This window comes from Deinococcus cellulosilyticus NBRC 106333 = KACC 11606 (assembly GCF_007990775.1).
Taxonomy (GTDB): domain Bacteria; phylum Deinococcota; class Deinococci; order Deinococcales; family Deinococcaceae; genus Deinococcus_C; species Deinococcus_C cellulosilyticus.
Window position 1 is genome coordinate 286,037 of the sequence record NZ_BJXB01000002.1, and the last position, 23,221, is coordinate 309,257.

A 23,221-nucleotide genomic window follows, 5' to 3' on the forward strand; every position below is an offset into this window, starting at 1 on the left:
TTCCCTGTCTTGGTGGCAGTGTAGCACCTTCCACAGGTCATTCCATAAGAAAAACCCCGGAGGGGGACCTCCGGGGGAGCTTGATACAAAATAAACTGAGCATGCGGAAAGGTGACCTCAAGGAGTGTGCGCAGGTTTTGTCTGTGCAGTCAAGGTTCCCTGTTCCATGTGGAAATCGCAATTCCGATACATACAGGGGGATGGGCTGGGAGTGAATCACGCTCAACCCGAGTAAGATGGTACCCGAATTCACTTTCTTGCGTTACTACAGATGTCCCGTCTTCCCGCAGCAATTCTGTAGGGTTTTCCCCTCAAAATTCTGGGAAGTCCCTTGCAGGACACCAAAAAATGGAAAATGAGTGCGAGACGCGATATTTACTAGGGGAAATCCCTTACTCAGGGACCTCAGGAGATCAGGGCCTCTTTCCACTTCTGGTATTTCTCAGGCAGGAAACGCTTCAGGTACATCAGGTCAGAGGTTTCATCCAGGGACACCCCAAAACCACGAACCAGATGGTCCACAATCAGGCTGAAGGTGATGGGAGGATAATCGTTTTCCCGCATGGTGAGGCGGTGTCGGTAAATCTGCATCTCGTGCTTGGGTTCCTGGGCACGGTGCACTTCCAGAATCTCATAGAGGCTCTGGGAAATCGCTCCGGCAGAGGGGTGGTTGATCATCCTGTAATTCAGGAAAGCCCCGATGGGCGTAATGAACATCACCTCTCTCAGGGCTTCCCGGATGACTGGCGTGCCCCGTCCCACCAGTTCCACAGCCACCAGCACACCAATGCCAAAACGCAGCAACCATCTGGCCAGAAACTGCTGGGAGGCAGCAGGAGACTGTTCAAAAAAAGCCACCACATCTTCCAGGGCGTCCTGAACCGGGTAGGAAGCGCAGGTGGTCTTGCGGATGCTGTACAGTTCTGCCACCAGCACCCCTCGCAGGCAGCGAACCAGCGGATTCTGCAAGTTGAGCTGCTCCATCTCCTCCAGGGACTGTCGGGCTCCGTCCAGATCCCGCACAATCACCTCGCAGAGCCCTTTCATGTAGAGGGCAATGCCGTAAAGCACCTCAAAACTGTGGTCATTCTGTCTGCGGGATTGGCGAACCAGATCAAAAGTCTGCACCACGCGCTCTGAAGTTTTGCGTGCATCGCCAAAGTGACCCAGATGAAACTCCTGAAAAGCCCTTTCGGTCCAGCGCACCATCACGGCAAGCGCAGCGTACACATCCCGTGGTTTTGGCAACTCTTCCATGTCTTCTGAAAAAGAAGTGCGCTGAAACAGGGCCTGCATCAGGTTCCTCAGGGAGGTGCGCAGTGGCTTGTTGGACATGCCCTCCAGAAAGGTCAGGTCAAATTCTCCGGCACAGATCAGAGCAGAGCATCCTTCCGTCATGGCCCGTTCAAATGTGCGGGCGTCCCGGTTTTTGCGGGCGGTGTCAAGGACCTGCCGATACACCCGGATGGCCCCCTGAAAATCTCCAAGTTTCAGGAGGGTCAGGGCGAGGTCCAGACGCACCTGGCTCAGGTCTATACCCAGCACACAGAGCGTTCTGGCTGCAGATTCCAGCAGGTCGCGGGATTTTGCATGGCCCTGCTGTCCCATGGCCACACCCAGCACCCATGACATGCGACCATAAGCTTCAACCTCCAGCATGTCTGTGGCTCCTGGCCAGTGGCTGAGAAGGTCTTTCCCTGCCTCAATCACTTTTGCATGTTCCCCCTGATGCAGGAGGATGGCTGTACGCTCAGCCCTGGCGAGCAGGTGTTCAGAGCCCTCCAGCACCTTCCTGGCCTCCTCCCAGCGGCCCTGTCTCTGGTACAGCTGTGACAGCCGGATGCGGGCGGTTTCGGTGTCCCACCTGAGCAGTTCCCGCTCCAGCTGGCGGGAATTGTGACGCAAAAAACTGTCCCAGGCTCCGGGAATGTGCAGCGATTGGGACAGCGGGAGAGCAGAATGGAGATTCAGACTGGACACCAGGCACCTCTTCTTCTGTTATAAGTTTTTTTCTATCACATGACTATGACAAATTCATTTTTTACTCTCAGACCAAATTTTAAGAGAATTGGTCTTTTTCAATGCCCTTTTGAGGGTCTCATGGATTCGGCAGCCATCAAACAACAAGACCGGCCCTGGAGCGTCACTCCAGGGCCGTCAAGAAAGCTGTAAGGCTGAATGTAAAATTCTTTTGACAGATCAATTTCTAAAGATCACTTCTTCTCTGGAGAAAGATCGCAGGGCCAGCAGCAGCAGCAGTCCCGTGAAGACCAGGTTGCTCACGCAGGTGACCGCCATCATGTCCGGCTTGACGGCACCTTTCACGATGTCCATGATGGACAGCATCGAACCGATCAGGGGGGTGGCATACAGGGCACTGCTGGCTTTCAGAAAGTCCGAGAACTGCAGGGCCACTGCGGGAATCACCACCACGAGGGAGAACGGTACCAGATAGGTTTGCGCTTCCTTGAAGTTTCGGGCATAAACGCTGATGGTCAGCACGATCACACTCACCAGCAGGGCGACAGTCAGGGCCACACCGAGCAGCAGCAGGAGGCTTGTACTGTCCAGGGAGAGGCTTCCCCCAAAGGTGCTGCTGATCGATTCCTGTCCGGCCTGCTCGTCCAGCAGGCGAGGGAGCAGGAATTTGGCTGCAAGCCCTGCCAGCACAAGTCCTATGACACTGAAGATCGAACTCACCAGCGAAAAGACCGTCACTGCACCCAGTTTGCCCAGCACCACCTCCAGCCTGCGGATGGGTGACACCAGCAGCACCTCAAAAGTTCCACGTTCCTTCTCACCTGCTGTGGAGTCAATGGCGGTGGGCTGTGCCCCAGCCAGAATGAACTGCAGGATGAACATCGGGATGATGAAGGCCAGCTGTCCGCTGCGCTTCTCTGCCGTGGTGCTGGCATCCACCGTTTCGGTCTGGATCGGAGTGAGGACCTCTTTGCTGAGCCCAGAAGCCGTCAGCTTCTTTTCGACCAGGATGTCTTTGTAGGCATTCACAGCACCTTCAAGTTTGCTCATCACACCCACGCTCTTCAGGCTGTTCTGCTTCACATAGATCTGGATGGTGGCAGCAGTGCCTCCTGCATCGGTGGGCAGGTTCTCAGGAATGGACAGTGCGGCATCCAGCGTTCCGGCCTGCACGTCCTCAACGGGTTTGCTGGTGGCAATGAGTTCCACCCCCGCAGAAACCACCTTACCATTCACTTTTTTGTCTTCTTCCAGGAAAGTCCTCAGTTCGGCAGGCATGCGTTCCAGACCGACCACACCCACTTTCTGGCGGGCCTGTTCTTCGCCCTGGAAGGCTTTCCCGATCAGGAGGGGAAATCCGAGGGTGAAGATGGGAATCATGATCAGGGGGAGGAGGATGGTGCTCATCAGGGTGCGGCGGTCACGCCAGGTGGAGAGGATCTCCTTCCCCAGCACGTGCAGAATAAAATCAGTGCGCATGGCTCACTCCTCGGGCCAGTTCAAAGAAGGCCTCTTCCAGTCTGGGTTTGCGGGTGCGGAATTTCAGATCCTGCAGGCTGCCGTGAAAGAGCAGGCTGCCGTGATCAATGACGGCGAGGTTCTCGCAGAGTTCCTCCACCTCTTCCATCACGTGGGTGCTGTACAGAACCAGCTTGCCACTGGAGCGGTAGGACTTCACAAAGTCCAGCAGGGCACGGCGGGCGACCACGTCCAGGCCGTTGGTGGCCTCGTCCAGAATCAGCACTTTCGGGTCGTGGATCACGGCGCGGGCCACCACGATCTTCTGCTTCATGCCTGTGGAGTACTCTCCGGCACGGCGATCAAGCACTTCCTTGAGGTCCAGAAACCCATCAAGCACCCGGATGCGCTCCTCGATCTGGGGACGCTTCATGTCGTAGAAGCCGCCAAAGTAATGCAGGATTTCACGCCCTGTAAGCCGGTCATAAAGCCCCATGCCACCGTTCACCACCCCGATGTTTCTGCGGACCTGTTCGGGATTCTTGCGGATGTCGAAACCTGCAACACTCGCTGTGCCCTGTGTGGGAGCAAGCAGGGTGGCAAGGGTCCTCAGGAGGGTGGTCTTCCCTGCCCCGTTGGGCCCGAGAAGCCCGAAGATCTGGCTGTCCTGGGCGTCGAAAGTCACGTCCTTCAGTGCCGCCACTTTTCCATACGACTTGCTGAGATGTTCAATTCTGACCATGTTCTGGCCTCCATTTCCTGAATACGCCCACAGCAGCACAGGGGTTGCCAGACCCTGGAAATCCACGGCTGACACTGCGTTCTGACTGGATGGGAGAAGTACGCCTGCTTCTCTTTTCGATGTCAAGCTTACTTGACTCAAGGTAAAATAGTTTTAGCAAAATGTCAAGCTTGCTTTACCTCAAAAAGCTGGGCTGTCCTCATCTGCAACAGGCACAATGAAACCATGCCTGATTTCACCGTGATCATTCCTGCATTCAACGAGGAAAAAAACATTGCTGCAGTGGTCCAGCCAGCCCTTGCGTCTGGTGTGGGCCGGGTGCTGGTGGTGAGTGACGCCTCCACCGACCAGACGGCAAACGTGGCCAGGGCAGCAGGCGCAGAGGTGCTGGAGTTGCATCAGAACCTGGGGAAAGCCGGAGCCATGCTGACTGGAGCCCGCGCAGCCCAGACCGGGCACCTGATGTTTCTGGATGCAGACCTCACAGGACTCACGGCAGACCACCTGCGCAAACTGGCAGAGCCCATCACCTCTGGCAAAACCCAGACCACTGTCGGCCTGTTCTCAGGGGGCAGGGCAAGCACCACCCTGGCCTCCTGGATGACCCGGCACTGGAGTGGCCAGCGGGTGGTTCCCAGATCCCTGCTCCTCAACCTCAAAGAAGCCGAACACCTCAGGTACGCCATTGAAGTTGCCCTCACAGATGCTCTAAAAGATGCTGGCCTGCCCATCACCTACGTGATGCTTGAGGGTGTCTCGCAGGTGACCAAGGAAGAAAAAAGCGGCCTGATCCCCGGAGCGAAAGCCAGGTTCCGCATGTTCCGGCAGATCTTCAGGTACCACCTGCAACACCGCAAATGAAAAGCAGGGGCTTTATCAGCCCCTGCACAAAGTACAGCATTCAGCGTCTCAGAAAAGCCTTCACCGCCTGTTTGTGGGTGTACAGCAAGTCCAGTGTGGACCACAAAGCCGTTCCCACTGCAGCCAGCATGAGAATCTGAACCACACCCAGGTTGATGGGATGGTTGACGCTTGCTGCCCACAGCAGGGCAATCAGGATTCCCCCAATCGCCACGGACTGAATGAGACCATTGATTTTGCCAGAAATGCGCTTGTGCACCTCATCCCTGCCCCGCGCCAGATCCATGAACCGCAGAGACCAGGACACCAGATCACGCCACATGACCACCAGCACCATCCACAGGGGAATCAGGTGGTCTGCAAGCAAGAGCAGGAACACACTCAGGCGAACAAACCCATCCGCCATGGAGTCCATCAATTCCCCTTCACGGTGGGCCACATTGTATCTGCGGGCAAAATAACCATCAAAAAGATCCGTGAGGCCCATCACGGCCAGCAGACCCAGACTGGCCCACAGGGCCCCCACCTGCTGGGAGTGGAACACCAGACACAGCGGCACGATCAATACAATACGCAGCACCGTCAGCACATTCGGGCGTTTCAATTTGCGGAACATGGTTTATTTTAAAGGGTTCATCAGAAGGATGGAAGGGTTGTGAACACCTCAGGAAGTTTACAGTTCACAGGAAACAGTTCACAGCGAGATGGGTTCTTAACCTGTGCACTGTGAACTGTGAACTCAAAAAAAATCCCCCTTGCGGGGGTTGGGAAGATGGTAAGCCGGGTTCTGTCTTTTGTGCAAATGCACAAAATCACGGTCATCTATCTGGGACGCCTGTCGCCAGACGCCTCAAGCGGTCATCCTGCGGGTCACTGGAGCGGGCCGCTCCTCGCCGACTGTCGGACCTTGCACCGGATGGGGTTTACCAGCACCCCGGGTCTCCTCGGGGTCTGGTGCGCTCTTACCGCACCGTTTCACCCTGACTGTCACCGCTTGCGGCGGGTTCCGTTTCGGACATCCCGCTCCGCTGAACGCGGACGGCGCAGCGGTCTGGTTTCTGTGGCACTTTCCGTCGACTTCGCACCTCTGCCCTTCGGAGGCTGGTTTGCTCGTCGCCCAGCCGTTAGCGTGGCATCCTGCCCTGTGGTGCCCGGACTTTCCTCACGCGGTTGCGCGCGACCGTGTCTCTTCCCGAAACCGTATTTTACATAATCCCACTCCTCATGCAAACGGGTGCGTTCACGGGGACTGCAGGTTTCCTGCAAAAGGACCTCAATTTCACGCTCGGTGAGGTGACGGTGCTCTCCGGGGGCCACTCCCCTGAGCGTCAATCCACCCAGACGGACGCGCACCAGTCGGCGCACAGGCTTGCCGATGGCGTCCATCATGCGGCGCACCTGCCTGTTGCGGCCTTCACGGATGGTGAGGTACAGACCTTCGGGAGCACGTCTGGCCAGTGCAGGCTGGGTGATCCCGTCTTCAAGCTCAACCCCTTCTTCCAGACGGTCCAGGTCCTCATCGGTGACTTCGTCTTCGGTCCAGATGCGGTATTCCTTCTCGTGCTGGTACCTGGGGTGGGTGAGTTTGAGGGTGAGGTCCCCGTCGGTGGTGAGGATCAGGAGGCCCTCGGTCAGGCGGTCCAGACGACCCACCGGATGCAGACCGGGAACATCTGGCATGAGTTCAAGCACCGTCCTGCGTCCAGATTCGTCTGACGCAGTGGTGATGACCCCTTTGGGCTTGTAGAGCAGGTAGGTCTTGTGGCCTTCGGACACCTGGATGGTTTTGCCATCCACGGCAATCCTGTCACTGTATTCTGCGCTCTGGCCCAGGGTCGCCACCCGGCCATTGATGGTGACCCGTCCGGCCTGGATGAGTTCTTCGGCGTGCCTTCTGGACGCCACTCCGGCCTGGGCCAGAATTTTCTGCAATCTGGGCATCAAATCTCCCTTCGAGGAATGAAAAGCAGGTTGAGGATGGCGAGCACCCCGAACACTGCGGACACGGCCCACACTGTTGTTGTGGTGGGACCCTGCAGGTACTTGCTGAGGAGGGCAGGAACCAGCGTTGCCACCAGCAGAAACTGGGTGACTGCCAGACCGATGCTGAGTCCAGTGCTGGGTCTGGCAAAGTACGCAATGAACCCGAGGCCCACGTAGGCTGCCCCGAGCATGCGGTAGAGGGTCAGCACCTGAATTCCGTCCAGCAGGGGATTCGCAAACACAAAGTAAAAGAAGATACCCAGTGCGATGAAGACGCTTCCACTGATGAAGTACACAACGCGTGTCACCGGACCATCATACAGGGTCAGTGTGGGTTTGAGGACAGAGGGTGAGGGTCTAGAAGCAGAAAGCAGCAAGAAGAAGGCAACAAGCATATGCCAAAAGACTGCAGCCGTGTGGCTGCAGTCCAGTGGATCTGGAAGGTCAAAATGGTCTCTATTTGCTCAGGTCGCGGGTGTTGAAGCGGACCAGTCCCACGGTGCTGAGCACCATCGCAATGCCCAGCAGCACCAGTGCCTTGCTGGCATCCAGGCCATTTTTGATCGGCAGATAATCGTTGTAGTGGTAGAACACCGAGATGGGCTGAATCACTTTCAGGTCAGGATTCACCGGAGCGGCAGCATTGAGCAGGTAGCTTGCCAGCATGACCACGCTGGCTGCACCCATCACCACGCCAGAGTGTGGAACCAGACTGCCCACCATCAGGGCCAGGGTGGATGCGGTGAGGGCCAGCAGGAACACGCTTGAAAAAGCATCCAGCAGGTGGGCTCCCTTGAAGTCCACACCCAGCATCGGGGCAAGCAGGGTGCAGGTCAGGTAGAAGACCCCCACCAGCAGCATCTGCATGCTGACCATGGCCAGCATGCGTCCCAGGTAATACCCTGAGCGGCTCAGTGGATTGGACAGCAGCAGATCAAGTTGCCCATGCTGTTCTTCTCCAGCAATGGACGCATTGCCCAGACTGATGCCGTGAATGATCATCACCAGGGGCAGGGTCAGGCTGAGGAGCCTTGCGTTGAAGTAACCCGGAGCCGTGGCAATGTCCATGCTGAAAAACATCCTTTTCAGGAGCGGTGGGATGTTGCCCATCATCCCGTCCAGCATTTTGTCCATGCCCCCTTCTGCCATCAGGCTTTTGAACAGAGAAAGTTCGGCAAGGGCCCACAACACCAGGGCGATGCACCAGAACATCAGGGGCTTCCTGGCCCGCAGCCAGGTGTTCTTAAACACGCTGAGCATGGCTGTCCTCCCGGTAATAGTCCATAAAGAGGCTTTCAAGATCGGCACTCAGGGACCTGAGGCTGAGGATTTCAAACCTGGAGAGGGTCTTGATGAAACTGTCCATCTTGCCCGACACCGTGAAGATGGCCCGGTTGCCCTGCACCTGGGTGTCTGTGATGCCAGGAATGTTGACCAGGGCCTCCTGAGAAGGTGCCGTGACAAATTCCACCTCGATCTGCTGCGTGGCATGGCACTTGAGCTCCTGCATGGTGCTCTGCACAATCAGGCGGCCTTCTTTGAGGATGCCCACCCGGTCTGCGGTCTTGTCCACCTCTCCAAGCACGTGCGAACTGAGCAAAACCGATTTTCCCTGCTTCTTGGCCTCCAGAATCAACTGGTCAAACTCGTATTGCATCAGGGGGTCCAGTCCAGAGGTGGGTTCATCCAGAATCAGGACTTCAGGGTGGTGCATGAACGCCTGAATGATCCCGATTTTCTGTTTGTTCCCTTTGGAGAGGTCCCTGATGCGTTTTCTGGGATCAAGCTTGAGTTTCTCGATGGTGTCGTGAACTTCTTTTCCCAGCTTCATGCCCCTGAGATCTGCGAAGTAACGCAGGACCTCCAGAGCGGTCATTTCGGGGTACAGGTTGAGTTCTCCGGGCAGGTAACCGACTTTCTGCCGGATGCGCACCGAGTCCCGCTGGATGTCCAGCCCCAGGATGGAAGCCCTTCCAGCTGTGGGTTTCAACATGCCGAGCAGGGTGCGGATGGTGGTGGTCTTCCCGGAGCCGTTGGGACCCAGAAAACCATAAACTTCGCCGGGACGGACTTCAAAGACCAGATCTTCGATGCCTCTGAAGCGTCCGTATTTTTTTTCCAGATGTTCAACCTGAATCACACTCATAACTGTCCTCTAGGGCTGTTTTCTTGTGCTGTGCCACTCTGCCAGAATTCTGGGGTAGGCGGCCTGCCAGTACTCAAAGAAGGATTTCATGTCTGCAAGCTGGGAGTTGGGCGCGAGTTGCAGCCCGTAATCCGCCACATCCACAAACATCTGCAGTTTTTTGATGCCCTGCAGGGCAATGCGTTCCCACACGCCAGGACGGATGCGGTAGTAGCTCTTGCGCTCTCCTTTGACCCTGATCTTCTCGATGAACCCAATTTGCTCCAGGGTGGTGCATCCCTGACTGACTGCAGCCCTGGAAACATGCAGGCTTTCCTGCAATTCTTGAGCATTCATCTGCCCTTCAGGGTGGATCAGCAGTGCCCCGAGCAGCATCCCCAGGATGCGCTGGGCCCCCTGGGCCTCAAAAACCTGTGTCATGCGCTGAATGAATTGATCCTGTTCAGGAGTCATGTGCTCCTTTCTGAAATTTCAGTAATTACTGAAATTTCAATAATCAATGTACTCCCGTCTGGTTCCCGTGTCATCAGGATGGGGTCACATCCATGCGTGAATCTTCTCGATTGCATCAAAAACAAAGGCAAGCTTCCAATGGCCTGCACATTCCTGTAGCCTACTGCCATGCCCATTTACGCTGTGGACAAGCCCCTGAACTTCACCTCCCATGATGTGGTGGCCCGGGCCCGCAAACTCCTGAAAACCCGCAAAATCGGCCACACTGGCACCCTGGACCCTCTGGCAACAGGCGTGCTGGTGCTTTGCGTCGAAGATTCCACCAAACTGGTCCAGTTCATGGAAAGCGACTCCAAAGACTATCTGGCCTTCATTGCAGTGGGTGCCGCAACCCTCACCCTGGATGCTGAGGGTCCCATCACGGAAACTTCACCTGCAGAGCTGCCCGAAACAGACAAAATCCAGGAGGTTCTGAACACCTTTCTGGGGCCGCAACAACAGATTCCGCCCCAGTTCAGTGCCATTCAGGTGGGAGGGGTCAGGGCCTACGACATCGCCAGACAGGGAGGAACCCTGGAACTTCCTGCCCGCAACATCACCCTGTTTGAACTGACTTTGCTGGGCACCACCACCACCAGAGACATGGAACAGTTGCGGTTTCAGCCTTCAGATGCAGGATGGGGGCTCGCAGACACAGGTCAGACCTTCACCTTCCCTGAGCAACTGGGCGATTTTCCTGTGCTGGTGGTCCGTTGCAGCGTGAGTTCTGGCTCTTACATCCGTGCACTTGCCAGAGACGTGGGTCTGGCCCTGGGGACCTCTGCCCACCTTGCAGGCCTGGTCCGCACCAGAGCAGGCAAATACCACCTTCAGGATTGTGTGACCCTGGATGAACTTCCAGAAGCCACAGGATACAGCGAAGTGACCGCCCTGGACCTGCCTGTGCTGGACGTGGATGCAGAACTCGCCAGAAGGCTGCGCTCCGGCCAGAAGATCCGCCATGACCAGGAGGGTCGTTTCGTGATCCTGCACGAGGGAGCACTTGTCGCTGTTGCCGAGGTGACCGAAGGTGTTCTGCGCGTTTTGCGGGTCTGGCACTGACCGGTTTGCAGAAGGCTTGACCTTCACGCAACGTGAGCCCCTAACCTGACTTCGGGTGAAGCCATGTTCAAGATCGGTGAATTTGCACGCATCACAGGAGTGACCCTCAGGACCCTCAGGCACTACGACGAGATGGGTCTGCTCTCTCCAAGCCGCCTCTCTGACAACGACTACCGGGTGTATACCGCAAGCGACCTGCAGAAGATGCAGCAGATCCTTTCTCTCAGGGATCTGGGCATGCCTCTGGATCGCATCCGGCACATCACAGAAGGGCTCTCCAGAGAGGACTTTCTGATCCTTCTGCGGGAACACCGTGCAGCACTGCAACAGGAACTTGAACAGCTTCAGACCCGAATTTCACGTCTGGAACACAGGCTTCAGGAGGTTCACATGTACAGTCCCGAGATCCGCTCCATTCCTTCCCGTTTTGTTCTTTCCACCCAGGGCACCGCACAGGATTACCAGCACGTCACTGCTCCCATGAATGCACTGTGGGACAGGCTTTGCAAGCACGTTGAGCAGCATCCGGTTGAGCGCACAGGTCCAGACACGGTGATCTGGTATGGGGACTATGGAGACATGGAAGCCTTCACATTGGAACTGGTCTTCCCTGTTGCTGCAGAAAGCCCTGTTGCAGAGGGCATCCGCTGCTACCTGCAAGAAGCCACTCCGGAAATGGCTGTGGTGCTGCACAAAGGCAGCTATGAAAATCTGGGAGATGCGTATGCCGCCCTGGCCACCTTTCTGGAAAAAGAAAACTACGAACGCACGGGTCACATGCGCGAAGTTTATTTGCACTTCGATCAGGACGAGCGGGAACACCTGACCGAGATTCATGTTCCTGTGCGCAAGAAATCTTGAAGCCTTGCATGCTTATGCCAGGAACTTAATATTTATGACATCTTATTGGCGTCTTTTCATTGACAATAAAAACCATTCGTGTACAGGGCCAGCGTTGTTTTTGGTGTAAATTCGACACTTATCTGCACAATTCTGGGCTGAGCACAGATCAGGGAGGATGGGAGAAACCCATCTTCCCTTTTGCATGGAAAATAGGTTATCTTGAAATCCAAGCAATCTGTATACAGGATACATGCCTTCTGGCATTTCCCCTTGCAGTTTGCTTTCGCAATACCAGGCTTCCATCTGGAAGTGCTGAGAAGGAAGGTCAGTATGATCATCGGCTTGCCTAAAGAAATCAAAGTCAAAGAAAACCGCGTGGCCCTTACCGACGGTGGCGTAGCCAGCCTCGTCCGCCGTGGGCACACGGTGCTGGTTGAACGCGGCGCAGGCGTGGGGTCGGGCATCTCCGACGAAGCGTATGTTGCCGCAGGCGCACGGCTTGTCACGGTAGACGAAGCCTGGGGCGCAGAAATGGTTGTCAAAGTCAAAGAGCCCATCAAGCAGGAATACAAGTACCTTCGCAAAGGCCTCCTGCTTTTCACCTACCTGCACCTTGCGGCAGACCAGCCCCTCACCGACCGCCTGATGGAGAGTGGCACCACCGGTGTGGCCTACGAAACCGTGCAACTGGCAGACGGTAGCCTCCCCCTGCTCACCCCCATGAGCGAAGTGGCAGGCCGCCTCTCCGTGCAGGCCGGAGCCTACCACCTGCAAAAGCCCAATGGAGGCCTCGGTGTGCTGCTCGGAGGTGTTCCCGGAGTGGAACCCGGCAAAGTCACCATCCTAGGGGGTGGCGTGGTCGGAACCAACGCTGCCAAGATGGCCATGGGCCTGGGTGCCCAGGTCACCATCCTGGACGTGAACCACAGACGCCTGCAGTACCTCGATGATGTCTTCGGGGGCCGCATGGTCACCCTGATGAGCACCGAGGAAAACATCCGCAAATCCATCGCCCAGGCCGATCTGGTCATCGGTGGCGTTTTGATCCCCGGAGCCAAAGCCCCCCACCTGATCACCCGCGACATGCTCTCCCTGATGAAACCCGGCAGTGTGATTGTGGACGTGGCCGTGGACCAGGGCGGTTGTGTGGAGACCATCCATGCCACCACCCACGACGATCCCACCTACGTGGTCGATGGTGTGGTGCACTACGGCGTGGCCAACATGCCCGGTGCGGTCCCAAGAACAAGCACCTACGCCCTCACCAACCAGACCATCCGTTACGCGCTGGAACTCGCGGACCGTGGCCTGGAAGCCCTCACCAGCAATCCTTCCCTGCTCAAAGGCCTCAACACCTTCCAGGGACAGTGCACCAACGAGGGCGTGGCAGAAGCTTTCGGGCTCAAGTTTGTGGAACCCGGACAGGCCCTGCGTCAGGTTCTGGTTTAAGAGCCCACAGAAGAAATCCCAGCCAATCACGGCTGGGATTTCTTCTGTCACCTTGAATTTACAACAAGGATCAGTTCAGTCCTTCCACAACAAACAGGGACAAGGTACGGTCATAACTGTTGTTGTAGGTCAATTTCAGGGGATACTCACCAGAGTACCCAGTCCCACTGGTGGTGGCCTCAAAGGTGAGCTTCAAGTGGTCCAGATAATAAATGGACCTGCCCGTGCGATCTTTGATCTCGCGTTCGCCCATCACTTTAACCAGTCGGAAATTCACCTTGTCTTCTTCCAGATCTGTCAATTTGAAATGGTGGGTGAGATTTCCCAGGCTCACCCTCTCACCTGTAAATGTGGCAAACTCCTTTGAGGCTTCAATTCGCTCAAAAGTGTCACTTTTCCCGGTCAGATACCCTACAGGATAGGACACAGTAAAGTAATAGGTTCCATGTGGAATCCGAATGGATTCTGTGGGACCATAATTCTGCGCTGCATCTGCTCCACTGCCAGTAGCAGCAGGAGCACAGGAGACAAAGCCAACCGTGAGGGCCAACAATACAAAATTTCTAAGCATAGATCACCTTTGTGCTTTTGTTAAAGCATCTGGGGTAGTATGACTTAAAATCTTCTCATTTTCAACACAGTCATCTGGCTTACACATGATTGAAAACATCTGCTTTTGGCCTGCTGCATCGAATCCCAGAAGCTTGAAAGCAAAACAGAATCCAGACTGTAAAAATCCCATGAACAACTCCTTGCCCGCACCACAGGTCAGGCTGTGCCCAGAACCAGCAGCACATCCAGGGTGGTCGCAAAGTCCGGCCATGCATATGGCATGGAGCGATCAGCGAGCAAGCCCCATTATGGGTGCTGTTCTGCTCAAGAAGCCATCAGCAAAGTATGGATGGATGCTCATGCAGGAGGCCAGAGAAAGATTTGTACTGTTCTGGAAGACAAAGCATCTGGATCATCTGGCTGAAGTGAACGCACACCTGAGGTGGTGCGCTGAACGCTGAGGGCTGACGGCTTTCTCGGCCGACAACGGCCCATCATCGACTTTGCGCTCCCCCAGGCAGCGTATCCCTTCACCCTGCCTTGCACTTGGCAACTCCGGTATACTCTGAGAGATAACTATGAAAGGAAACATTACCATCACAGAAGGGGCCCTCGCGTCCCTGATTGGACTGACAGCCCATGAGATTCCCGGCGTGGTGGGGATGTCCCCGGCCAACATCCGGGATGGTCTGCGTAAAATTCTGGGTCGTGCCCAGGCTTCCGAAGGGGTGACCATCAAAAAGGATGCAAGTGGTCACTACAGTGCAGAGCTGTATGTGATTGTGGCTTTTGGGGTGAACATTCCCATTGTGGCCCAGAACATCGAGCTGAAAGTCAAAGACTTCATCAAGCGCAACGCTGGAATTGAACTGAGCGGCGTGACCGTCCATGCTGTGGGTGTCAGCCATGCCTGAAGCCCTCACCTCCCAGCAAATTGCTGCTGCCCTCAGGTACGCCACCGACTGGCTCGGTGTGTACAAAGAGCAGGTCAATGCCCTGAATGTCTATCCCGTACCCGATGGGGACACCGGGACCAACATGCATCTCACCATGCAATCCATCCGCCGTGAACTCGACACCTGCGATGAGGACAGCATGCCCAGTGTCGCCAAAGCGATTGCCTATGGTGGCCTGCTGGGTGCACGTGGGAACAGTGGCGTGATCCTCAGTCAGCTGTTCAAAGGCTTCAGCGAGGCGATTCGCGACCAGAAGACCGTCTCTCCAGACACCCTGAAAACCGCTTTTGAGCAGGCTTCCAGGCTCGGTTACGCTGCCGTCATGAAGCCTGTGGAAGGCACCATCCTCACGGTTGCCCGTGAGGTGGGAACCGGTGCCCGCAGGGCCAAGGTGAGTTCTGTGGAAGGCCTGCTGGAATGCGCCCTGAAATCCGGCCAGGATGCGCTGGAAAAAACCCCGGACCAGCTTCCTGCCCTGAAACAGGCAGGAGTGGTGGACAGCGGAGGCCAGGGCTACCTGTACATTCTGCAGGGCATGCTGGCCTACCTGCAGGACAAACCCCTGCCAGAAGCCCCCAAAATCGAGTCCTATGCGGGGCAGCAGGTGGAGCACGAGGAATTTGGTTACTGCACCGAATTCCTGATGAAAGACTGTACCCTGCCCATCGAGAAGGTGCGTGAGCTCGTCGCTCCTTATGGGGACAGTCTGCTGGTGGTGGGTGCGGAAGGCTATGTGAAAGGCCACATCCACACCAACGAGCCTGACGAATTGCTGTCCACAGTGGCAAGGCATGGCAACATGGTGCGCACCAAAGTGGAAGACATGAGTGAGCAGCACACCGAAATCCTTTCCATGGCCGGGGCCAGCACCCGTGCAGAAGAGGACCTGCCCCAGAGTGGTCTGGTGGCTGTTGCAAGCGGGTACGGTCTGGTGAAAGTGTTCCGTTCTCTGGGGGCCCGCGTGGTCTCAGGAGGCCAGACCCAGAACCCCAGTGTGCAGGACATTCTGGATGCCGCGAAATCCGTGACAGCCAGAGAAATCATCATTCTGCCCAACAACAAGAACGTGATCATGGCTGCCCAGAAAGCAGCAGAACTGCTCGGAGACCATGTGAAGGTGCTGCCCACCCGCACCCTCGGACAGGGCATGAGTGCAGCAATTGGTTTTTCCAGTTTCTCCAGTGCAGAAGAGCAGCTGGAGTCCATGCAGGACAGCGCCAGTCGGGTGACCACCCTGGAAGTGACCCGCGCTTCCAGAAGTGTGGAACTGAACGGACTGGACATTCAGGAAGGGGGCGTCATTGGTCTGAAAGACGATGAACTGGTCTTCGCTGGAGACACTCCTGAAGAGGCTGTGCTGGAAATGCTCAAAACCACCTTCACCGACCAGACGGTGGCCACCATCTTCACCGGACCCAATGTGGACCAGGAGCAAATTGATGCTCTGATGAACACCCTGCAAGAACAGTTCCCTGACCTGATGGTCGAGGTGCATGCTGGAGGACCGGACCTGTACGACTATCTGGTGACGCTGGAATAACATCCCCCTCAAAATGCCGCAGCCAGGAGGCTGCGGTTTTTCTTTGGAAACATCACAAATCAGCAAAGTTGCAGATGGTGCAGGCCAGAAGAAGCCCTATAATGCATCCCGAAAAAATCAGATTCGCAGCTGTTCCAATGAGGTTCACCCATGAATGAAAACCGCATTCCTCCACAGATTTATGTGCTGTGGGTCTTTCAGAGCCTCTCTTTGTTTGGATCTTCGGTGATGTTCTTTGCCATGAATGTCTGGCTCACCCAGGTGCTTTATCCGCATCCAGAACAGGGAGATGCTCTGGCACGCGCCATTACCCTGGCAGCCCTGGTCTTCATTCTGCCGCACATTGTGCTGGGCCCATGGGCTGGAGTGCTCGCAGACCGCTTCAACCGGGGAAGAATCATGCTGGTGTGTGACCTGCTGAGTGGTCTTCTTGCAACCGTGGTTGCAGCAGGCATGTTCACTGGAGTCCTGAATCTGCCCCAGTACCTGCTGCTTGGAGGTTTGATGGGCTGTGTGGGTGCAGTGCATGGGATGGCGTATTTCACTGTTCCTCCCCTGCTGGCAGGTGCTTCCGTGCTGGCCCGCATTTCAGGGCTGTTTCGCAGCACCTGGTCGATGGCAAATCTGCTTGCCCCGATGTTCGCCGCAGCCCTGATTTCTGTCCAGGAGGCGCATCAGGCAGAAGCAGCCCAGACCCTGAGCTGGGCCATTCTGCTGGATGCCATCACCTTTCTACTGGCAGGTCTGGTGATGCTTTTCGTCAAGGTGCCAGATGCCTCTGCCCACAACACACTTCAGAAAGAGCCACTGTTGCAAAGTCTGAAACCCGCATGGACCTACATCCTGTCCCAGAAATTCCTGCTGCAGCTTTTTACTCTGGTGTCTCTCGTGGGTCTGCTTTATGCGCCAGTGGTGGTGACATATCCATTGGTGGCAAGGCATCAGGTGCAGGGGTTCGATTACAGCTTCTCGTATGCCACCCTCAATGTGTTGCTGGCCCTGGGAGGCATGCTGGGCGGATTTTTGACCTTCCTGGGGAAAGAACAGACCCACTGGTTCAGGTCCATCGTGCTGCCCATGATCGGGGTGGGGGTGGGATTTCTGATCACCGGAAGCAGCACGCAACTCTGGGGGGTGGGAGCAGGTGTCCTGCTTTCTGCCCTGATGGTTCCCATTTATGGAAGCCATTATTACGCCCTGTGGCAGAAAGCTGTTCCCCAGGACATGCAAGGGCGGGTTTTCGGTTTGCTGAGGGTGACCGGGCAGGCCATCCATCCAGCAGGAATTGCTCTTGCTGGAGTGCTGACCCAGACTTTTTCCATTCAGGGTCTGATGCTGGGATCAGGAGGCCTCATTCTGATGCTGATTGTGCTGGGTCTGCCCGCACTGTGGAAATCAAATCAGACCCTGAGAAAACAACTGTCCTGAAAATGTTCTTTTTGGGGTGTGCAGGCTGTGCCTTCCTCATGTCACTGCGGTAGGATGTGGCCTGTATGATTGATCCCCACCAGTTTCCTTTTGATGCGAAGTGTCATCCTGAGGCCCGTCCTGCACAGCGGATCACCTTTGTGGCCCAGGACTGTGATGAACACACAGCATTTGCTGCCCTGCAGGGAGCCAACCGACACGGAAACGAATTCATTGGTCAGGCACTCGAAAAAGGTGCACCTTTCATCCTCACCGATCAGGAGGTGGAGCGGGGTCTGCAGGTCAAGGACGCCACGGTTGCCCTGCGAAGCTGGGCACGCCACCAGAGGGACCTGCATTCCCAGGCGGTCATCGGAATCACCGGAAGTGCGGGCAAAACCACAGCCAAGGAGTACGTGCGTGCTGCTGTGGATGGGGTGTGCACCCCCGGAAACCTCAACACCCTGAATGCCATTTCCTGCTTCCTGCTCGAACATGCAAGACAAACCTCCTCCCCTCTGGTTGTGGAGATGGGCATCGACCGCATCGGGGAGATGCAGGAACTCATGGCTCTGGTTGCTCCAGATTATGGAGTGGTCACTGCTGTGGGAGAGGCCCATCTGGAGTTTTTAGGAACGGTAGAGAATGTCGCTGTCGAAAAAGGTGGCATCCTGAAGGCCCGCAAACTGGGCGTGGTCAGCCAGAGGTGTGCGAAATACTATCCAGGTTTGCCGACTTACGGCATGGAGCAGGGCACTTTTCAGGGAAGAAACCTGACTTTTGAACCCTCCCAGTGCCAGTTTCAGTTCATGGGGGATGCCGTGACCGTACCCACCACCTCCCAGGTGGTTGCAGAGGCCGCCGTGCTCGCCCTGGGGATCGCCAGTGATCTGGGGATTCCCGTCAGGGAAGCAGCAGAGCGCATCCACAATGTTGATGTTCCTGGTGGGCGATTCCGGGTACACACGGGCATCGTCACCCTGATTGATGACACCTACAACGCCAACCCCATTTCCATGCGGGCCAGTCTGGAAAACCTCAAGCATTACTCCGGGCGCAAACTTGCCGTGCTGGGCGACATGCTGGAACTGGGTCAGGATGCTGCCGAATACCATCGCAGCATTGGCAACTATGCCCAGCAATACGCCGATCTGGTGTTCAGCGTGGGTGAGTTTGCCGAGCAGCTTTCTGCCCATCCCCACAGTGACCTGCAGGGCCTGATCCAGACCCTCAGAAACGAGGTGCGGGCCGGGGATGTGGTGCTCTTCAAGGCTTCCAGAGGGGTGAAACTGGAACAGGCTGTGAATGCCGTGCGTGAGGTGTTCGGTGTTTAGATGGGCTGTTCCACTGCTCGCAGGTCTGCTCACTGCCCTGGTGTCCTGCGCTCCCACCGCCAGTCAGGTGAATGCTGGACCCTCACTGGTGGTTTCCAGTTTCTCCAGAGGGGTTGCCTGGGCCTATGGGCGCAACGTTTACGTGTTGCAAGGTCCGAGGTATGAACTGGAAAAAGTCACACTGCCTGCCCCGGTCTCGGGTCTGGCGTGGTGGAATCAGGACCTGTATGCCAGCCTTCCTGCCTCCAACTGGGTCTTGCGGGTGCAGGGTGTGTCTGACATTCGCCCTCTGGGACGTGCCCGTGCCCTGAGTGCCAATCTGGTGTACCTGGACACCGGAGACATCCTCACCCCTGCTGGTGTCGTGACCTCTTACCGTGTGCCCGGGATCATTCGCAGTGTCACCAGCGTGGACCAGACGGACTTTGTGCTGTCTGACACCCGCCTCTGGAAACTGAGTGAGGGGAAAGCCACCCTGATCCGGCAGACCACCGATCCTTATGTTTATGCTGTTTCTGGTGGCGTCGAGACAGCACGGGTGCCCACCATGCAGGTGCAGAACAAGAAGTACACCCTGGAAGGCCAGACCGTCCGCCTGACCCTCACCGATGGCACTCCGGTCAAAGACTGGAAGATGGATCAGGCAAGGGAGTGCAACTTTGGCGTGGTGTACGATCAGGTCATGCTGGTTTGTAAAGACGGATTTTTTCAGCGTTTTGATCTGGAGCTGAACGCAGTCGGGAGCCTCTCGTGAACTACCTTCTCAACGTGGTCTGGGGGGCACTGGCCGCCTGGTTTTTTGTGGGCCTGTTTCTGGGCATCGCCAGACGCAGGGGATGGGGCCAGACGGTCCGCAAGGACGGTCCACAAACCCACCTCCTGAAACAGGGAACGCCCACCATGGGTGGGGCTCCCTTTGTGGTGGCCCTGCTGTTCGTGTGGATCATCAACTACCTGCAACCGGGAATTGGTGCCGTCAAAAGCCAGGAAGTGGTCCTGATCCTCAGCATCGTGCTGATGGGCATCATCGGACTGATTGACGATTACATGATTGTGCGGGCCAAACTGACCGGAGCTGCCGAACGGGGCGGCCTGATGGCAAGGTACAAAATTGCCCTGCAAATCACTGTCGGTCTGGCTTTCGGGATTGCTTCTGCGAGGCTTGCCCACCCGACCACCATGGACTGGGTGTTCTGGTGGGACCTGATCTTCAACACCTTCGTGATGGTGGGGGCCGTGAATGCCTTCAACTTCACCGATGGCGTGGATGGGCTCTGCGCCGGGGTGACCCTGATCATCATTCTGCCCCTGATCGGGGTGTCTCCGGTGGTGGCGATCATGGCAGGGTGCATCATCGGGTACCTGTGGTACAACTGGAAACCCGCCAGCATCTTCATGGGGGATGTGGGGTCCCACGCTCTGGGGGCACTTGCCGCAGGAGCGTATGTGCTCTATGACCACACCTGGTTGCTCCCCATTGCAGGGATTGTTCCCGTGATGGAAATCCTCAGTGTGTCCCTGCAGGTGGCATACTTCCGGCAGACCGGAGGCAAGCGCATCTTCAAGATGACCCCCATCCACCACCACTTTGAACTGAGTGGATGGCAGGAGGGCAAGGTGGCAGGCCGCTTCTTCGCCATCACAGCTGTCTGCACTGCCCTGGCCTGGGGCCTTTTAGGGAAGGTTCAATGAACGCCCTGATTTACGGACTGGGCCGCTCTGGCAGGGGCGTGGCAAGATACCTGAAAAAACTGGGCTGGGATGCACAGTGGATGGACCAGAAACCCCAGCCTGAAGACCTTGCACTGGTCTCTGAACTGGGTTTCTCACAGGGTGCTGCAGATCGAGCCTACACCTGGGTGATTGCCGCCCCTGGCGTTCCCATCGACCATCCTGATCTGGAAAAGCTGCGTGCGCAGGGCGCAAAAGTCATTGGAGAACTCGAACTGGGCTTCCTGACCCGCAGAACCCCGGTGATTGGCATCACAGGAACCGCAGGAAAAGGTGGAACCAGCGTCCTGATCACCCAGCTTCTGCGGGCCAGTGGCCTGAATGCCCTGATCGGAGGCAATTTCGATCCTCCTTTTCTGGACATCATTGAAGATGCAGAAGTCGCGGTGGTGGAGATTTCTTCTTTTCAACTGGAACGCATCCACACCTTCAGGCCCCATGTGGCGGTCATCACCAACATGGATGTGGACCATCTGGACCGCCACAGGACCATCGAGGCGTACCACGCGGCCAAGTGGCGCATTCAGGAAAACCAGCTTTCCGATGACACCCTGGTGGTGATGGAAGAATTGAAGGTCCCTGAAACTGCAAAAGCCAGGACCATCACCTTCCCCAGAAGACCAGAGCAGGTCCGCATGCTTTCAGGGGAGGTGCTGCTGGAGGCAGAGGCACTTCCCAGAGGCATCCATCCAGCGAATGCACAGGCAGCAATTTACGCTGTCGAGAGCTACCTCCAGCAGATCCAGAAAAAAGCTGATGCAGCGGTCCTGCGTGAGTCTTTGCTGTCTTCTGAGCCTGTGAAAGGCCGCAATGAACTGGTCGCCACCCATCGGGGCATCGATTTCGTGGTGGATTCCATCGCCACCCGCACCATTGCGGTGAAATCTGCCCTGGAACAGGCCCGCGCACCCATCGTGTGGCTGGTGGGGGGTCGAGACAAGGGTGCAGCCCTGGAACCCCTGCAGGACGTTGTGCAGCAGAAGGTGAAATACATTGTGGGGATCGGTGAAGCTGGAGCACAATTTGCAGGTGCCTTTAACGTTCCCCATGAAGTCATCTTTGAAGCCAGCGGGGATGCTACCATCGAAAAAGCTGTGAAAGCCGCCTCCCTGCAGCTCCCAGAGGGTGGAACCGTGCTCCTTGCTCCGCTCGGCACCAGTTTCGACCAGTTCCGGGATTACAAGGACCGGGAGCGGGCTTTCCGGGAGGCAGTCACGTGCTATACGAAGGAACCCTGAAACCCACCCTGACCCTGAAAAGCCGTCAATACCACCAGCTTCTGTGGCTGGCCCAGGGCATTCTTGCTGTGCTGGGCATGGTTGGTGTTGCCACAGCCCTCCCTTCTGAGCTCTCCGGACACATCCCCCAGACCATCATTGCTTTTGTGGTCACCTGGCTTTTTGCGATGCTCAGACCCAAAGGCATCGTTCGCATTGCCCCGATCCTGTGGGTGCTTTCCCTCATCCTGCTGGCCCTGACCCTGGTGATTGGCGAAGGGGGCAATGACAGCGATGTAAAACGCTGGCTGGACATCGGTCCCATCCGCTTTCAGCCCTCTGAGCTGGCCAAACTGGCCCTGATCATGCAGCTTGGCAGTGCCTTTGCCCGCAAAGGGGTGAACACCAAACTCTGGCAGAGCAGCCTGATGATCATGGCCACCGTCGGTCTGGTGATTCTGGAGCCTGACCTGGGAACCAGTGTGCTGATCTTTGCCTCGGGCATCCTGATGATGTTCGCTGCAGGGGTGCGGTTCACCAGCATCAGTGCTCTGGTGCTTTCTTTGTTCCTGCTGGCCCTGCCCTTTGCGAGCAGCTATCTGGAACGACACCCGTACATCGTGGCCCGTTTCACCGGACACGTGAGCACCGTCAAGGGGCAGGACACCTCTCAGGATTCAGGTTATCAGGTCAAACAGGCACGCAAGGCCATGGAGCGCGGTGGCCTGTGGGGTCAAGGGGTGGATGGACGCATGCCCAGGCTCCCTGCCAAAGACACCGACATGATCGTGGCAAGTGTCGCCTTTGCCACCGGATTTCTGGGTGTTGCGATGCTGATTCTGGCCTACTGGCTGGTGGTTTTCGTGGGGCTTGGGGCAGCAGAGATGGTGGTTTCTGCAGGAACGTTCCGACCGCATTTGCACGCTGCAAGCATCATGGCCACAGGAGCCATGTTCATGATTGTGGGGCAGGCTTTCGTGAACCTGTGTGTGGCCATTGGTCTCTTCCCTGTGACCGGGGTTCCTCTTCCGATGGTCTCCAATGGCGGCAGCTCCCAGCTGGCAATGGGCATCGCCTTTGGACTGATTCACTCTGCTCTGCGTGAGGTGCGTCTGGCAGAAGGAAACAACCCTGAGCACGCTGCAGCACTCTGATTTCATCTGCAAAAGACGGAAGGAGGTCCTTCCGTCTTTTTTGTTGCTCAGGGATTTCCCTATCAGAAAAGGGCCATGAATTACACTGTCAATCCAGAAAATATTACAGTGCAGATTTGCGCTTGTTTACTTCATGGTTTTCGATCAGCAGCTGTGTTTTCAATTCAGCAGAGCACATGTTTTTGATCCAAACCATCATCTGCTTATCACGTTACATCAATACCCTTGGGTTGGCATCGGTTCATTCCTGATGCAGACCTCATTTTCTGCACTGCAGATGACATTCCTCACAGAGGAATGCTGGGTGCTTATTG

At 56.4% G+C, this 23,221-nt stretch carries 22 protein-coding genes, 1 other RNA gene and 1 pseudogene; 12 read left to right on the forward strand and 12 right to left on the reverse strand.

Translation table 11 applies throughout. The annotated features are described in order from the left end of the window. Nucleotides 1-405: 405 nt before the first annotated feature. The 3 genes from DC3_RS03570 to DC3_RS03580 form a co-directional block, all read right to left on the reverse strand. The gene (locus DC3_RS03570; protein WP_146882392.1) at nucleotides 406-1,980 is read right to left on the reverse strand and encodes a tetratricopeptide repeat protein; all 1,575 of its coding nucleotides are present in this window, start codon (nucleotides 1,978-1,980) and stop codon (nucleotides 406-408) included. 219 nt (nucleotides 1,981-2,199) lie between these two features. Beyond that, a complete protein-coding gene (locus tag DC3_RS03575) occupies nucleotides 2,200-3,459 on the reverse strand; it encodes an ABC transporter permease (RefSeq protein ID WP_146882394.1) in 1,260 nt (419 codons plus the stop codon). Beyond that, the gene (locus tag DC3_RS03580) at nucleotides 3,449-4,180 is read right to left on the reverse strand and encodes an ABC transporter ATP-binding protein (RefSeq protein ID WP_146882395.1); all 732 of its coding nucleotides are present in this window, start codon (nucleotides 4,178-4,180) and stop codon (nucleotides 3,449-3,451) included. The genes DC3_RS03575 and DC3_RS03580 overlap by 11 nt, the downstream gene beginning before the upstream one ends. Nucleotides 4,181-4,405: 225 nt before the next feature. On the opposite strand from DC3_RS03580, the gene DC3_RS03585 reads away from it, so the two are divergent. Beyond that, nucleotides 4,406-5,041 carry a glycosyltransferase family 2 protein gene (locus DC3_RS03585; RefSeq protein WP_146882397.1) on the forward strand — a complete coding sequence of 212 codons (636 nt, stop codon included), beginning with the start codon at nucleotides 4,406-4,408 and terminating at the stop codon, nucleotides 5,039-5,041. A 40-nt stretch (nucleotides 5,042-5,081) separates the two neighbouring features. On the opposite strand, the gene DC3_RS03590 is transcribed toward DC3_RS03585, so the two are convergent. The 7 genes and pseudogenes from DC3_RS03590 to DC3_RS03620 form a co-directional block, all read right to left on the reverse strand. Next, complete coding sequence (locus DC3_RS03590; RefSeq protein ID WP_146882398.1) at nucleotides 5,082-5,657, reverse strand: CDP-alcohol phosphatidyltransferase family protein; 576 nt, start codon at nucleotides 5,655-5,657, stop codon at nucleotides 5,082-5,084. A gap of 144 nt (nucleotides 5,658-5,801) precedes the next feature. Further along, nucleotides 5,802-6,237: RNase P RNA component class A (gene rnpB / locus DC3_RS03595), an RNA gene on the reverse strand. 148 nt (nucleotides 6,238-6,385) lie between these two features. Beyond that, a pseudogene (locus DC3_RS03600) lies at nucleotides 6,386-6,982 on the reverse strand (pseudouridine synthase); the annotation flags it as partial. Then, on the reverse strand, nucleotides 6,982-7,332 hold the full coding sequence (locus tag DC3_RS03605; RefSeq protein WP_146882400.1) for a hypothetical protein: 351 nt from the start codon (nucleotides 7,330-7,332) through the stop codon (nucleotides 6,982-6,984). The pseudogene DC3_RS03600 and the gene DC3_RS03605, both read right to left, overlap by 1 nt. A gap of 148 nt (nucleotides 7,333-7,480) precedes the next feature. Next, the gene (locus DC3_RS03610) at nucleotides 7,481-8,284 is read right to left on the reverse strand and encodes an ABC transporter permease subunit (RefSeq protein WP_146882402.1); all 804 of its coding nucleotides are present in this window, start codon (nucleotides 8,282-8,284) and stop codon (nucleotides 7,481-7,483) included. Next, nucleotides 8,268-9,170 carry an ABC transporter ATP-binding protein gene (locus DC3_RS03615; protein ID WP_146882404.1) on the reverse strand — a complete coding sequence of 301 codons (903 nt, stop codon included), beginning with the start codon at nucleotides 9,168-9,170 and terminating at the stop codon, nucleotides 8,268-8,270. The genes DC3_RS03610 and DC3_RS03615 overlap by 17 nt, the downstream gene beginning before the upstream one ends. A gap of 9 nt (nucleotides 9,171-9,179) precedes the next feature. Then, entirely contained in the window at nucleotides 9,180-9,623 is a 444-nt protein-coding gene (locus DC3_RS03620; protein ID WP_146882405.1) for a GbsR/MarR family transcriptional regulator, read from the reverse strand. A gap of 168 nt (nucleotides 9,624-9,791) precedes the next feature. On the opposite strand from DC3_RS03620, the gene truB reads away from it, so the two are divergent. The 3 genes from truB (at nucleotide 9,792) to ald (ending at nucleotide 13,016) form a co-directional block, all read left to right on the forward strand. After that, entirely contained in the window at nucleotides 9,792-10,724 is a 933-nt protein-coding gene (truB, locus tag DC3_RS03625) for a tRNA pseudouridine(55) synthase TruB (protein WP_146882407.1), read from the forward strand. A 63-nt stretch (nucleotides 10,725-10,787) separates the two neighbouring features. Further along, entirely contained in the window at nucleotides 10,788-11,585 is a 798-nt protein-coding gene (locus tag DC3_RS03630) for a MerR family transcriptional regulator (RefSeq protein WP_146882409.1), read from the forward strand. Between the two features lie 312 nt (nucleotides 11,586-11,897). Then, nucleotides 11,898-13,016: an alanine dehydrogenase gene (gene ald / locus DC3_RS03635; protein ID WP_146882411.1), complete on the forward strand. Its 1,119-nt coding sequence runs from the start codon at nucleotides 11,898-11,900 to the stop codon at nucleotides 13,014-13,016. A 70-nt stretch (nucleotides 13,017-13,086) separates the two neighbouring features. Here the strand turns inward: ald and DC3_RS03640 are convergent, their stop codons facing one another. Together DC3_RS03640 and DC3_RS28920 are read right to left on the reverse strand one after the other, a co-directional pair. After that, nucleotides 13,087-13,587, reverse strand: coding sequence for a hypothetical protein (locus DC3_RS03640; protein WP_146882412.1), 501 nt, complete (start codon nucleotides 13,585-13,587; stop codon nucleotides 13,087-13,089). A 3-nt stretch (nucleotides 13,588-13,590) separates the two neighbouring features. After that, nucleotides 13,591-13,758, reverse strand: coding sequence for a hypothetical protein (locus DC3_RS28920; protein ID WP_186815797.1), 168 nt, complete (start codon nucleotides 13,756-13,758; stop codon nucleotides 13,591-13,593). A gap of 388 nt (nucleotides 13,759-14,146) precedes the next feature. Here DC3_RS28920 and DC3_RS03645 point away from each other — a divergent pair, with 388 nt between their 5' ends. The 8 genes from DC3_RS03645 (at nucleotide 14,147) to DC3_RS03680 (ending at nucleotide 22,907) form a co-directional block, all read left to right on the forward strand. After that, the gene (locus DC3_RS03645) at nucleotides 14,147-14,482 is read left to right on the forward strand and encodes an Asp23/Gls24 family envelope stress response protein (protein WP_146882414.1); all 336 of its coding nucleotides are present in this window, start codon (nucleotides 14,147-14,149) and stop codon (nucleotides 14,480-14,482) included. Further along, the gene (locus DC3_RS03650; RefSeq protein ID WP_146882415.1) at nucleotides 14,475-16,064 is read left to right on the forward strand and encodes a DAK2 domain-containing protein; all 1,590 of its coding nucleotides are present in this window, start codon (nucleotides 14,475-14,477) and stop codon (nucleotides 16,062-16,064) included. Before DC3_RS03645 ends, DC3_RS03650 begins: the two co-directional genes overlap by 8 nt. Nucleotides 16,065-16,214: 150 nt before the next feature. Continuing rightward, complete coding sequence (locus tag DC3_RS03655; protein ID WP_146882417.1) at nucleotides 16,215-17,492, forward strand: MFS transporter; 1,278 nt, start codon at nucleotides 16,215-16,217, stop codon at nucleotides 17,490-17,492. A gap of 65 nt (nucleotides 17,493-17,557) precedes the next feature. After that, on the forward strand, nucleotides 17,558-18,805 hold the full coding sequence (locus DC3_RS03660; protein ID WP_146882419.1) for a UDP-N-acetylmuramoyl-tripeptide--D-alanyl-D-alanine ligase: 1,248 nt from the start codon (nucleotides 17,558-17,560) through the stop codon (nucleotides 18,803-18,805). Next, nucleotides 18,798-19,559, forward strand: a complete 762-nt coding sequence (locus DC3_RS03665) for a hypothetical protein (protein ID WP_146882421.1) — start codon at nucleotides 18,798-18,800, stop codon at nucleotides 19,557-19,559. Before DC3_RS03660 ends, DC3_RS03665 begins: the two co-directional genes overlap by 8 nt. Beyond that, nucleotides 19,556-20,497 (forward strand): phospho-N-acetylmuramoyl-pentapeptide-transferase, encoded by a 942-nt coding sequence (locus tag DC3_RS03670; RefSeq protein WP_246130524.1) that lies wholly within the window; start codon nucleotides 19,556-19,558, stop codon nucleotides 20,495-20,497. The genes DC3_RS03665 and DC3_RS03670 overlap by 4 nt, the downstream gene beginning before the upstream one ends. Then, nucleotides 20,494-21,774, forward strand: coding sequence for a UDP-N-acetylmuramoyl-L-alanine--D-glutamate ligase (gene murD / locus DC3_RS03675; protein ID WP_146882422.1), 1,281 nt, complete (start codon nucleotides 20,494-20,496; stop codon nucleotides 21,772-21,774). Before DC3_RS03670 ends, murD begins: the two co-directional genes overlap by 4 nt. Further along, on the forward strand, nucleotides 21,753-22,907 hold the full coding sequence (locus DC3_RS03680; RefSeq protein ID WP_246130525.1) for an FtsW/RodA/SpoVE family cell cycle protein: 1,155 nt from the start codon (nucleotides 21,753-21,755) through the stop codon (nucleotides 22,905-22,907). Before murD ends, DC3_RS03680 begins: the two co-directional genes overlap by 22 nt. Nucleotides 22,908-23,221 lie beyond the last annotated feature (314 nt).

Bases quoted from the DNA above. Each gene is read 5' to 3' on its own strand.
- DC3_RS03575 (WP_146882394.1), bottom strand. From the start codon at position 3,459: ATGCGCACTGATTTTATTCTGCACGTGCTGGGGAAGGAGATCCTCTCC.
- DC3_RS03580 (WP_146882395.1), bottom strand. From the start codon at position 4,180: ATGGTCAGAATTGAACATCTCAGCAAGTCGTATGGAAAAGTGGCGGCA.
- DC3_RS03585 (WP_146882397.1), top strand. From the start codon at position 4,406: ATGCCTGATTTCACCGTGATCATTCCTGCATTCAACGAGGAAAAAAAC.
- DC3_RS03590 (WP_146882398.1), bottom strand. From the start codon at position 5,657: ATGTTCCGCAAATTGAAACGCCCGAATGTGCTGACGGTGCTGCGTATT.
- DC3_RS03610 (WP_146882402.1), bottom strand. From the start codon at position 8,284: ATGCTCAGCGTGTTTAAGAACACCTGGCTGCGGGCCAGGAAGCCCCTG.
- DC3_RS03615 (WP_146882404.1), bottom strand. From the start codon at position 9,170: ATGAGTGTGATTCAGGTTGAACATCTGGAAAAAAAATACGGACGCTTC.
- DC3_RS03620 (WP_146882405.1), bottom strand. From the start codon at position 9,623: ATGACTCCTGAACAGGATCAATTCATTCAGCGCATGACACAGGTTTTT.
- truB (WP_146882407.1), top strand. From the start codon at position 9,792: ATGCCCATTTACGCTGTGGACAAGCCCCTGAACTTCACCTCCCATGAT.
- DC3_RS03630 (WP_146882409.1), top strand. From the start codon at position 10,788: ATGTTCAAGATCGGTGAATTTGCACGCATCACAGGAGTGACCCTCAGG.
- ald (WP_146882411.1), top strand. From the start codon at position 11,898: ATGATCATCGGCTTGCCTAAAGAAATCAAAGTCAAAGAAAACCGCGTG.
- DC3_RS03640 (WP_146882412.1), bottom strand. From the start codon at position 13,587: ATGCTTAGAAATTTTGTATTGTTGGCCCTCACGGTTGGCTTTGTCTCC.
- DC3_RS28920 (WP_186815797.1), bottom strand. From the start codon at position 13,758: ATGGGATTTTTACAGTCTGGATTCTGTTTTGCTTTCAAGCTTCTGGGA.
- DC3_RS03645 (WP_146882414.1), top strand. From the start codon at position 14,147: ATGAAAGGAAACATTACCATCACAGAAGGGGCCCTCGCGTCCCTGATT.
- DC3_RS03650 (WP_146882415.1), top strand. From the start codon at position 14,475: ATGCCTGAAGCCCTCACCTCCCAGCAAATTGCTGCTGCCCTCAGGTAC.
- DC3_RS03655 (WP_146882417.1), top strand. From the start codon at position 16,215: ATGAATGAAAACCGCATTCCTCCACAGATTTATGTGCTGTGGGTCTTT.
- DC3_RS03660 (WP_146882419.1), top strand. From the start codon at position 17,558: ATGATTGATCCCCACCAGTTTCCTTTTGATGCGAAGTGTCATCCTGAG.
- murD (WP_146882422.1), top strand. From the start codon at position 20,494: ATGAACGCCCTGATTTACGGACTGGGCCGCTCTGGCAGGGGCGTGGCA.